Source organism: Micromonospora sp. RV43 (assembly GCF_001029515.1).
Lineage (GTDB): Bacteria > Actinomycetota > Actinomycetes > Mycobacteriales > Micromonosporaceae > Micromonospora > Micromonospora aurantiaca.
Genome location: NZ_LEKG01000044.1, coordinates 31,692 through 42,577, shown reverse-complemented (window position 1 = coordinate 42,577; position 10,886 = coordinate 31,692). Strand labels below are relative to the sequence as shown.

The following is a 10,886-nucleotide window of genomic DNA, read 5'->3' as shown; positions in this document are numbered from 1 at the left end:
CGGCGCCGGTGCGGTGGTCCGGGTGGACGCAGGAGCGGCCCGCCTCGACCAGGTCGTCGCGGAGCGGGTGGGAGTTGAGGGCAGGGCAAGGCCACGGAGGGGCCGGCAGGGAGGTGGGTGGGGACGGTCGCCGGCTGTCGAGTGGCCGGTTTGCGGGTGCGGTGGTTATCGCTGCCCTCGTCAGGGCATGTCGTGCGGGACGACATGACGACGAGGAGGTGCCATGGCCGCCCGCGACGACGCCCACGACGTCCACGAGGACACCCGCGACGGGCGTGAGGACGCCCCCACCACGCGCGACGACGCCCGCGCCGGGCAGGACCGGCCGGACGGGCGGAAGCACGCCGGACCGGTGGGGCCGGACGACGGGCCGGACAGCCCGGCCGACCTGTCGGCGACGGGCTGGATGGCGACCCTCAAGCGGACCGTGCGGGAGTTCCAGGACGACAGCCTGACCGACTGGGCCGCCGCGCTCACCTACTACGGCGTGCTCTCCATCTTCCCGGGCGTCCTGGTGCTGATCTCGGTGCTCGGCCTGCTCGGGGAACGGGCCACCGAGGGGGTGCGGGACACCGTCGGGCAGGCGGTGCCGGAGGAGAACATCCGCCGCATCATCGAGAGCGCTATCGACCAGGCGGGCCAGTCCGGCGGGCTGGCGAGCATCGCGGCGATCGTCGGTCTGGTGGCGGCGTTCTGGTCGGCGTCCGGTTACGTCGCCGCGTTCATGCGCGCCTCGAACAGCATCTACGACGTGCCGGAGGGGCGGCCGATCTGGAAGACGCTGCCGGTGCGCCTCGGCGTGACCGCGGTGATCGGCGTGATGCTGCTGATCAGTGCCGTGATCGTGGTGTTCACCGGCGGGCTGGCCGAGCAGGCCGGGAACGCGATCGGGCTTGGCGAGACCGCCGTGACGGTGTGGAACATCGCCAAGTGGCCGGTGTTGCTGGTGCTGGTGAGCCTGATGTTCGCGATCCTCTACTGGGCCTCGCCGAACGCCCGGCACGGCGGCTTCCGCTGGGTCAGCCCCGGCGGCGTGCTCGCGGTGGTGCTCTGGCTGGTGGTCTCCGGCCTGTTCGCGCTCTACGTCAGCAACTTCGGCTCGTACAACAAGACGTACGGCGCGGTGGCCGGCGTGATCATCTTCCTGGTGTGGCTCTGGCTGAGCAACGTCGCCATCCTGCTCGGCGCCGAGTTCGACGCCGAGCTGGAGCGCAGCCGCGCCATCGCGGCCGGGCACCCGGCCGACGAGGAGCCCTACGTGGAGCTGCGCGACGACCGCAAGCTGCGCAAGAAGGGCCGCGCGCACTCCCGCTGACCCCAGAACGCATCGCCCCGCCCGGAAGAATCCCCGGCGGGGCGATGCGTTTTCATGATCCGGAACTCGCTTTTGTTCGTATGGACAAAAGTTTGCATCAGACGTGCCGAAGCTATGGACATGCGGCCCGGAAGGCTCCTACTGTGTCGGACACAACACACATCGCCGTCGTCGATGTGACGGACTTCCGATGCGGAGGTGACTGCCGGTGCGGACGGTCGACCCCCTGCACGTACGGCTTCTGCGACTGCTCCGGGACGAGGGCGCGGTGTCCCGCGCCGAACTCGGCGACCGGCTCCAGATGCCCCGCCCGCGCCTGCTCGCCGAGCTGGAACGCCTGGTCTCCCTCGGCTACGTGGCCGAGGCGGGGCTGGCCGCCTCCCGGGGCGGGCGGCGCTCCACCCTCGTCGAACTGAGCCCGCACCTGCGGTTCGCCGCCGTCGACCTGGGCGCCAGTTCGATCGACGTGGAGGTGGTGAACGGCCGGCTGGAGACGGTGGCCGCCTACACCGAGACCGCCGACATCCGCTCCGGCCCGAAGGTGACGCTCCAGCGGGTCAACGAGCTGCTGCACAAGGCCAAGGTGGACGGCGCGTACGAGCGGCTCGACGCGGTGGGCATCGGCGTACCGGGGCCGGTCAGCTTCCGCGACGGCGTGCCGGTCTCCCCGCCGATCATGCCCGGCTGGGACCGGTTCCCGGTCCGCGAGCTGCTCACCCGCGAGCACGGCTGCCCGGCCGTGGTCGACAACGACGTCAACATCATGGCGATCGGCGAGCGGCACGGCGGCGTGGCCCACTCGGTCGACGACTTCCTGTTCATCAAGATCGGCACCGGTATCGGCTGCGGCATCTACCTGCACGGCGAGGTCTACCGGGGCACCGACGGCTGCGCCGGGGACATCGGCCACATCCAGGTCGACCCGAACGGCCCGATGTGCAGCTGCGGCAACCTCGGCTGCCTCGAGGCGGTGTTCAGCGGCGCCGCGCTGGCCCGGGAGGCGACAGTCGCGGCCCGCACCGAGGTGTCCCCGGCACTGGCCGAGCGGCTCGCGGCCCGGGGGGTGGTGACCGCGCTCGACGTGGCGCAGGGGGCGATCGAGGGGGACGTCACCTGCATCCAGCTCATCCGCGACGGCGGCCGGCGGGTCGGCAGCGTACTGGCCGGGCTGGTCAGCTTCACCAACCCGTCGATGATCGTCATCGGCGGCGGGCTCGCCCAGCTCGGGCACATCCTGCTGGCCGAGATCCGCAGCGTGGTCTACCGCCGCTCGCTGCCGCTCGCCACCGGCAACCTGCCCGTCGTCCTGTCCGAGCTGGGCCCGCGCGCCGGCGTCGCCGGCGCGGCGGTGCTGGCCAGTGACCTCGCATTCGGGGAGGCAGCGTGAGCGACACCGGCAAGCCGCTCGTCGAGGCGCCCGCGGACGCCGTCGCGGGCGAGGTGGTCCTGCGCCTCACCGACGTCGTCAAGACGTTCCCGGGGGTACGCGCGCTCGACGGCGTGCAACTGGAGGTGCGGGCCGGCGAGGTGCACTGCCTGCTGGGGCAGAACGGCGCCGGTAAGTCCACACTCATCAAGGTGCTGGCCGGGGTGCACCGGCCGGACTCCGGCGAGGTGCTCTGGCGGGGCGAGCCGGCCTCGTTCGCCAACCCGCAGGCCGCCATGCGTGCCGGCATCGCCACGATCTACCAGGAACTCGACCTGGTCGACGACCTGTCGGTGGCGGAGAACGCGTTCCTCGGCCACGAGCCGCGCCGGTTCGGCTTCGTCCGGCGGGGGCACATGGCCCGGCGTACCCGGCAGATCCTGGCACGGCTCGGCCACCCGGAGATCCCGCCGGGACGGCTGGTGCGGCACCTGCCCGCCGCCGGGAAGCAGATCGTCAGCATGGCCCGGGCGCTGTCCCACGAGGCGCGGCTGATCATCATGGACGAGCCGAGCGCGGTGCTGGCCCACGACGAGGTGGCGAACCTGTTCCGGATCATCCGGGAACTCACCGCGCAGGGCATCGCGGTCATCTACATCTCGCACCGGCTGGAGGAGATCCGCGAGATCGGCGACCGGGTCACCGTACTCAAGGACGGCCGGACCACGGCGGCGAGCCTGCCGGCCCGCGAGACGCCGACCCGCGACCTGGTCGCCCGGATGACCGGGCGGACCATCGAGTACGTCTTCCCGCAGCGCCCGGCCGACCACGGGGGCGGCGCGGAGCTGCTGCGGGTGGACGGGCTGACCCGGCACGGCGAGTTCGCCGACGTCTCGCTCGGGGTCCGGGCGGGAGAGATCGTCGGCATCGCCGGGCTGGTCGGTTCCGGCCGGTCGGAGCTGCTGGAGACCATCTTCGGCGCGCGCCGGGCGCACGCCGGGACGGTCCGGGTGGACGGCCGTGCGCTGCGTCCCGGCAGTGTGGGCGCGGCGGTACGGGCCGGGATGGGCATGGCGCCGGAGGAGCGCAAGAGTCAGGCGCTGCTGCTCGGCGAACCGATCTACCGCAACGTCACGCTCGCCACGTTCAGCAGGTACGCCCGCCTCGGCTTCACCGACACCGGACGGGAACGCGCCGAGGCGGACCGGATCGCCGCGTCGCTGGAGCTGCGGCCCCGGGACGTACGCCGGCCGGTGCGCACGCTGTCGGGCGGCAACCAGCAGAAGGTGGTGGTCGGGCGGTGGCTGCTCGGTGACACCCGGCTGCTGCTGCTCGACGAGCCGACCCGGGGCGTGGACGTGGGCGCCCGCGCCGAGCTGTACCAGGTGATCCGCGATCTGGCCGCCCGTGGCGTCGGGGTGCTGCTGGTTTCCAGCGAGGTGCCCGAGGTGCTGGGCCTGGCCGACCGGGTGCTGGTGATGCGGGAGGGCCGGGTGGTCCGCGAGGCCCCGGCCGGCGAACTGGACGAGAACACAGTGCTCGACCTCGTCATGGCGGGGTCTCTCATGGAAGGCGCACCGGCATGAGCGATGTCAGAGAATCCTCGCTGCCCGCGCAGTCGCCGCCGGTGGAGCGGACGGAGACCGCGAAGGTCGGCGCGCCGGCGAAGCTCTCCTGGTGGCGCGGTGACGGCGGGGAGGGCGTCAAGCGCAACCTCGGCCTGCTCGCCACGCTGGTCGTGCTGGTGGTCATCGGCGTCCTGACCCGCCCCGACCTCTACGGCGACCCGAACTGGGTGTGGGGCAACACGCTCACCATCCTCAAGCTCGCCTCGGTGGTCGGCGTGGTCACAGTCGGCATGACCTTCGTGATCATCGGCGGGGGCATCGACCTGTCGGTCGGCGCGATCGTCGCCCTCGCCGGGGTCTGGTGCACCACAGTGGCCACGCAGAGCTATGGCGCGGGCGGCATGATCTTCACCGCGCTGACAGTCGGGCTCGCCGTCGGCGTGGTGAACGGGCTGCTCGTCTCGTACGGGCGGCTGGTGCCGTTCATCGCCACGCTCGCCATGCTCGTGGCCGCCCGGGGGCTGGCGGCGGAGATCTCCGACAAGCAGACCCAGGTGTCGGGCAACACGTTCATCAACGGCATCGCCAGCACGAACGTGCTCGGCATCCCGCTGCTGGTCTACATCCTGGTGGCGGTGGTGGCGGCCGGCTGGGTGCTGCTGAACCGGACCACGTTCGGCCGCCGTACGGTGGCGGTCGGCGGCAACCCGGAGGCGGCCCGGCTGGCAGGCATCAACGTCCGCCGGCACACAGTGCTCCTCTACGCGCTGTCCGGCCTGTGCTGCGGCATCGCCGCGGTCATGCTGACCGCGCAGGCCACCTCCGCGCAGGCGGCGATGGCGAACCTCTACGAGCTGGACGCGATCGCCGCCGCGATCATCGGCGGCACGCTGCTCAGCGGCGGGCGGGGAACGATCATCGGCTCCCTGCTCGGGGTGATCATCTTCTCCACCATCACCAACCTGTTCGCCATCAACAACCTCTCCGCCGAGGCCCAGAACATGGTCAAGGGCGGCATCATCGTCGCCGCCGTCCTGGTCCAGCAGGTGCAGTTCGGCAGTCTCACCCAGTTCCTCGCCCGCAACCGGGCCACCACCACCTGACCCCACCCGCGCACACCCCGGCTGCCGTCGTACCGACTGTGGTCCGGCCCGCCACACCCGAAACCACCCCACCACCTCATCCCAGGAGGCGTCATGAGAACACCGCGCCATGACCTGTCCCGCCGCCGGCTGCTCTTCGGCGGGGCCGCCGTCTCCGCCGGGGTGCTGCTCGCCGGCTGCACCAGCAACGAGCAGAACCCGACCGAGGCGCAGACCAAGGCGGCCGGTTCCGGCGCCAACACCGAGACGGGCAAGAAGGTGAGCATCGGCTTCTCCGCCCCGGCCGCCGACCACGGCTGGATCGCCGCCATCACCAACAACGCCAAGGCGCAGGCCGGGGCGTACCAGGACGTCGAGCTGAAGTCGGTCGAGGCCGGCGCGGACGCGGCGGCCCAGCGGGCGGCGCTGTCCACGCTGATCTCGCAGAAGCCCGACGTGATCGTGCTGCTGCCGCACGACGGCAAGGAACTCAACGCGTTCGGCCTGGAGGCGATGAAGGCCGGCATCCCGGTGGTCAACCTGGACCGGGCCTTCCCGGACGCGCGGGCCTACCGGCTGCAGATCAAGGGCGACAACTACGGCATGGGGGTGGCCGCCGCCACCTACATCGCCGAGCAGCTCAAGGCCAAGGGCGTCAGCAACCCGGTGATCGGCGAGATCCCCGGCATCGAGTCGCTGGAGCTGACCCAGGAACGGTCGAAGGGGTTCGCCGACACGCTCGCCTCGTACGGGTTCAAGGTCGCCAACCGGCGGCCCGCGGAGTTCACAGTGGACTCGGGGCAGCAGGCCGCCACCGGTCTGTTCCAGGCGCTGCCGAAGATCGACGCCGTCTGGAACCACGACGACGACCAGGGCATCGGTGTGCTCGCGGCGGTCAACCAGGCCAACCGCAAGGAATTCGTCATGGTCGGCGGCGCCGGCTCCAAGAAGGCCATGGAGGACATCGCCGCCGACAACACGGTCCTCAAGGCCACAGTCACCTACAGCCCGTCGATGGCCTCCTCGGCCATCTCCCTGGCCCGCCTGATCGGCCAGGGCAAGGGCATGTCCGACCTGGTCGAACTCCAGGTACCGAAGGAGATCGTGCTCGCCTCCGAGACGATCACCAAGGAGAACGCGAGCGACTACCTGAAGCTCGGGTTCTGACACACGGGGGGAGACCCACCTTGTCCAGTCACGACAGCATCCTGCGGGTCGGCATGGTCGGCTACGCGTTCATGGGCGCCGCGCACTCCCAAGCGTGGCGCACCGTGAACCGGGTGTTCGACCTGCCGGCGCGGGTGCGGATGGCGCTCGTCTGCGGCCGCGACGAGCCGAAGGTGGCCGAGGCCGCCGACCGGCTCGGCTGGGACGGCTACACCACCGACTGGCGGCGGCTCGTCGAGTCCGACGAGATCGACGTGGTCGACATCTGCACGCCGGGGGACAGCCACCGCGAGATCGCACTCGCCGCGCTCGCCGCAGGCAAGCACGTGCTGTGCGAGAAGCCGCTCGCGAACAGCGTCGCCGAGGCCCGCGAGATGACCGAGGCCGCGGCCCGGGCACGCGAGTCCGGGGTACGCGCGATGTGCGGCTTCAACTACCGGCGGGTGCCCGCTGTCGCCCTGATGCGGCAGCTGGTGGCCGACGGGCGGATCGGCGAGATCCGGCACGTCCGGGCGACCTACCTCCAGGACTGGATCGTCGACCCGCAGTTCCCGCTGGTGTGGCGGTTGCAGAAGGACAGGGCGGGCTCCGGCGCGCTCGGTGACATCGGCGCGCACATCATCGACCTGACCCAGTACGTCACCGGCCAGCTCGTCACCGGGGTCAGCGCGCTCACCGAGACGTTCGTGCGTCAGCGGCCGCTCGTCGCCGGGTCGAGCGGCCTGGCCGCGCAGGCCGACGGCAACGGCAGCGCGACGGGCCAGGTGACAGTTGACGACGCGGCGGTGTTCGTGGCCAGGCTCGACGGGGGAGCGCTGGCCACGTACGAGGCGACCCGGTTCGCCACCGGCCGCAAGAACGCCCTGCGGGTCGAGATCAACGGCTCGCGCGGCAGCGTCGTGTTCGACCTGGAACGCCTCAACGAGCTGGAGTTCCTGGACGCCACCCGGCCGGCCGCCGAGCAGGGCTTCAGCCGGATCCTGGTGACCGAGCCGGACCACCCGTACCTGGGTGCGTGGTGGCCGCCCGGCCACATCATCGGCTACGAGCACTCCTTCACCCACCAGGCGCGCGACTTCGTCGAGGCGGTCGCCACCGGCGCCGACCCGGCCCCGTCGTTCGCCGACGCGTTGCAGGTCCAGCTCGTGCTCGACGCGGTGACCCGCTCGGCCGAGCGGGCCGCCTGGACGGAGGTGGAGCCCGCCCTGGCCGAAGCTTCCGCCTGACCCGAGACGGCCCCTGCGGGGTCCGTCGACACTCACCGGCGCCGGCCGGCGAGGGCCCGCCGCGGTTGCGCCCCGCGGCGGGGACGAGGCCGGCTCCGGGGAGCGTGCCGCCGGTGTCCGCCGGCACGACCAGCACGGCCCTCCGGTGCGGCCGGACCGGGATTCCCCGGCCGCACCGGCGGACCGGCCATACCTGGGGAGGTAGCGCGAATGCGTACGGGTGTCTGGCTGGTGGGTGCGCGCGGCTCGGTCGCCACCACGAGCGTGGTCGGGGGACTGGCCCTGCGGGCCGGGCTCACCGCGCCGACCGGCTGCGTGACCGAGCTGCCCGACCTGCGCGGGCCCGCCCTGCCGGGCTTCGCCGATCTCGTCTTCGGCGGCCACGACGTGGTCACCACCCCGCTCACCAAACGCGCCGAGGCGCTCGCCGCCGCAGGCGTGCTGCCCGCCCGGCTGGCCGACGCCGTGGCGCCCGACCTGGCCGCCGTCGAGCCGTCGCTGCGGCCCGCGCCCACCGAGGGCGGCCAGGGCGAGCGGATCGCCGCGGTGGTGCGCGACCTGACCGACTTCCGCACCCGGCACGGGCTGGACCGGGTGGTGGTGGTCAACGTCGCCGCCACCGAACCGGCGCCCGCCCCGCACCCGGCCCACAGCGACCTGGCCGCGCTGCGCGACGCGCTGACCGGCCCGGCCGACGTGCTGCCGCCCAGCTCCGGATACGCGTACGCGGCGTTCACCGCGGGCTGCCCGTACGTGGACTTCACCCCGTCCACAGGCGCCCGCCTGCCGGCCCTGGCCGCGCTCGCCGCCGAACGAAAGCTGCCGTACGCCGGGCACGACGGCAAGACCGGCGAGACGCTGCTCAAGTCGGTGCTCGCGCCGATGTTCGCGATGCGGCACCTGGCCGTGCGCTCCTGGTCCGGCACGAACCTGCTCGGCGGCGGCGACGGCGCCACGCTCGCCGACCCGGCCGCCAACGCCGCGAAGGTGGGCAGCAAACAGCGGGTGCTCGCCGAGACGCTCGGCTACCTGCCGCAGGGCCACACCCGGATCGAGTACGTCGAGGAACTCGGCGACTTCAAGACCGCCTGGGACCTGGTCACGTTCGCCGGTTTCCTGGGCACCGGCATGCGGATGGAGTTCACCTGGCACGGCTGCGACTCGGCGCTGGCCGCGCCGCTCGTGCTGGACCTGGCCCGGCTCACCGCCGCCGCGCACGCCGCCGGCCGCCACGGCCCGCTGACCGAGCTGGCGTTCTTCTTCAAGGACCCGCTCGGCGCGACCGGCCACGCGCTCGGTGAACAGTGGACGGTGCTGCGGGAGTTCGCCGCCGGCCTGCACGCCCGGGTGACGCCGTGACCCGCCTGGCCGACCTGGCCGAGCTGGTCCGGGCGCCCGCCGCGCTCTCCGTACCCGGGGACGTGCTCTCCGGCGCGGCGGCCGCCGGTGCGCTCGGTCCGCGTACACCGGCCCTGGCCGGCGCGTCGGTGCTGCTGTACTGGGCCGGGATGGCCGCCAACGACTGGGCCGACCGGCGGCTGGACGCGGTCGAGCGGCCGGAGCGGCCGATCCCGTCCGGCCGGGTGCGCCCGTCGGTCGCGCTCGGCGTCGCGTCCGGCCTGACCGCCGCCGGGCTCGCGGTCGCCACCGCCGCCGGGGGCCGCCGGGCGGCGGCAGTCGCGCTGCCGCTCGCGGCCACGATCTGGGGGTACGACCTGCGCGCGAAGAACACCGCCGCCGGGCCGGCGGTGATGGCCGCGTGCCGAGGGCTGGACGTGCTGCTCGGCGCGTCCGGCGGGCGGGTGGTCCGGGCGCTCCCGGCCGCGCTCACAGTCGCCGCGCACACCTGGACCGTGACCGCGCTGTCCCGCCGCGAGGTGACCGGCGCGGACCGGCGGCTGCCCGGCCTCACGCTCGCCGGCACCGCGCTGATCGCGCTCACCACCCCGGCCCGGCCGACCGTGTTAAGCGGGGCCCCCTCCTCTACCGGATGCGTTAAGAGGGGGCCCTTCCTTCGGCTCGGGGAGCTGGTGCCGGCGGTGCTCGCCGCCGGGTACGCCGTCCGCTACGGCCGGGCGCAGGCCCGCGTGCTCGCCGACCCGTCACCGGCCCGGGTCCGGGCCGCGGTCGGCGCCGGGATCACCGGGCTGCCCGCGTTGCAGGGCGCGCTCACCGCCCGCGCCGGGGCCCGGCTGCTCGGCCTCGCCGTGGCCGGCGCCGCGCCGCTCGGCCGCCGCCTGGCCCGACTGATCTCACCGACATGACCGCCGCGCCGGCCACCCGGCCCACCGCCGGCCCGCTGTCCGGGCCGGGCGCGCTGCGCTTCGGGTACGGCACCAACGGCTTCGCCAACCACCGGCTCGGGGACGCGCTCGCGGTCCTCGCCGACCTCGGCTACGTGGGCGTCGCGCTCACCCTCGACCACGACCACCTGGACCCGTTCGCCCCCGGCCTGGCCCGCCGGGTCGCCGCCATCAGTCGACGGCTGGACGCGCTGGGGCTGGCCGTGGTGGTCGAGACCGGCGCCCGGTACCTGCTCGACCCGCGGCACAAGCACGCGCCGACGCTGCTGCACGACGACCCGGCCCGGCGGGTGGAGTTCCTGCGCCGAGCCGTCCGGATCGGCGCCGACCTGGGCGCGGAGGCGGTCTCCTTCTGGGCCGGGGTACGCCCACCCGGCGTACCACCCGGCGTCGCCGCCGACCGCCTGGTGGCGGGCTGCGCGACGGTGTGCGCCGCGGCGGCGGAGGCGGGCGTGCCGCTGGGCTTCGAACCCGAGCCGGGCATGTTCGTCGAGGACATCGCCGGGTGGTGGCGGCTGCGCGAGGCGCTGGGCACGCCGCCCGGCTTCGGCATCACGCTCGACATCGGGCACTGTCGCTGCCTGGAGCCGATGCCGGTGCCGCAGTGCGTGTCGGCGGTCGCCGCGCACCTGGTCAACGTGCAGATCGACGACATGCGCCGGGGCGTGCACGAGCACCTGGAGTTCGGCACCGGCGAGATCGACTTCCCGCCGGTGCTGCGCGCCCTGGCCGACGCCGGCTACCGCGGGCTGGTGGCCGTGGAACTGCCCCGCCACTCGCACGCCGCACCGGCCGTCGCCGCCCGCTCACTGGACTTCCTGCGCGCCGCCGCCTCGCGCGGCGAGGGGCGGTGACCCAC

General features: G+C 73.4%; 9 protein-coding genes and 1 pseudogene. 9 read left to right on the top strand and 1 reads right to left on the bottom strand.

The genetic code is table 11. The features are described 5' to 3' along the window. Window positions 1–67, bottom strand: a pseudogene (locus ABD52_RS39070) (GNAT family N-acyltransferase); the annotation flags it as partial. A gap of 156 nt (window positions 68–223) precedes the next feature. On the opposite strand from ABD52_RS39070, the gene ABD52_RS13655 reads away from it, so the two are divergent. The 9 genes from ABD52_RS13655 (at window position 224) to ABD52_RS13615 (ending at window position 10,881) form a co-directional block, all read left to right on the top strand. Then, window positions 224–1,315: a YihY/virulence factor BrkB family protein gene (locus tag ABD52_RS13655; RefSeq protein ID WP_047892056.1), complete on the top strand. Its 1,092-nt coding sequence runs from the start codon at window positions 224–226 to the stop codon at window positions 1,313–1,315. A 208-nt stretch (window positions 1,316–1,523) separates the two neighbouring features. After that, complete coding sequence (locus ABD52_RS13650; RefSeq protein WP_013287913.1) at window positions 1,524–2,702, top strand: ROK family protein; 1,179 nt, start codon at window positions 1,524–1,526, stop codon at window positions 2,700–2,702. Continuing rightward, window positions 2,699–4,267 (top strand): sugar ABC transporter ATP-binding protein, encoded by a 1,569-nt coding sequence (locus tag ABD52_RS13645; RefSeq protein WP_047892055.1) that lies wholly within the window; start codon window positions 2,699–2,701, stop codon window positions 4,265–4,267. Before ABD52_RS13650 ends, ABD52_RS13645 begins: the two co-directional genes overlap by 4 nt. Then, on the top strand, window positions 4,264–5,352 hold the full coding sequence (locus ABD52_RS13640; protein ID WP_013475563.1) for an ABC transporter permease: 1,089 nt from the start codon (window positions 4,264–4,266) through the stop codon (window positions 5,350–5,352). The genes ABD52_RS13645 and ABD52_RS13640 overlap by 4 nt, the downstream gene beginning before the upstream one ends. A 93-nt stretch (window positions 5,353–5,445) precedes the next feature. Beyond that, complete coding sequence (locus tag ABD52_RS13635; protein ID WP_013287910.1) at window positions 5,446–6,498, top strand: substrate-binding domain-containing protein; 1,053 nt, start codon at window positions 5,446–5,448, stop codon at window positions 6,496–6,498. Window positions 6,499–6,518: 20 nt separating this feature from the next. Further along, window positions 6,519–7,724: a Gfo/Idh/MocA family protein gene (locus tag ABD52_RS13630; RefSeq protein WP_013287909.1), complete on the top strand. Its 1,206-nt coding sequence runs from the start codon at window positions 6,519–6,521 to the stop codon at window positions 7,722–7,724. Window positions 7,725–7,934: 210 nt separating this feature from the next. Further along, entirely contained in the window at window positions 7,935–9,083 is a 1,149-nt protein-coding gene (locus ABD52_RS13625; protein WP_047892054.1) for an inositol-3-phosphate synthase, read from the top strand. Continuing rightward, a complete protein-coding gene (locus ABD52_RS13620; RefSeq protein WP_047892053.1) occupies window positions 9,080–9,988 on the top strand; it encodes an SCO3242 family prenyltransferase in 909 nt (302 codons plus the stop codon). Before ABD52_RS13625 ends, ABD52_RS13620 begins: the two co-directional genes overlap by 4 nt. Then, on the top strand, window positions 9,985–10,881 hold the full coding sequence (locus ABD52_RS13615) for a sugar phosphate isomerase/epimerase (RefSeq protein ID WP_047892052.1): 897 nt from the start codon (window positions 9,985–9,987) through the stop codon (window positions 10,879–10,881). Before ABD52_RS13620 ends, ABD52_RS13615 begins: the two co-directional genes overlap by 4 nt. Window positions 10,882–10,886: the final 5 nt, after the last annotated feature.

Coding starts and splice junctions, on each gene's coding strand:
- ABD52_RS13655 (WP_047892056.1), top strand. CDS start 224: ATGGCCGCCCGCGACGACGCCCACGACGTCCACGAGGACACCCGCGAC.
- ABD52_RS13615 (WP_047892052.1), top strand. CDS start 9,985: ATGACCGCCGCGCCGGCCACCCGGCCCACCGCCGGCCCGCTGTCCGGG.
- ABD52_RS13635 (WP_013287910.1), top strand. CDS start 5,446: ATGAGAACACCGCGCCATGACCTGTCCCGCCGCCGGCTGCTCTTCGGC.
- ABD52_RS13625 (WP_047892054.1), top strand. CDS start 7,935: ATGCGTACGGGTGTCTGGCTGGTGGGTGCGCGCGGCTCGGTCGCCACC.
- ABD52_RS13640 (WP_013475563.1), top strand. CDS start 4,264: ATGAGCGATGTCAGAGAATCCTCGCTGCCCGCGCAGTCGCCGCCGGTG.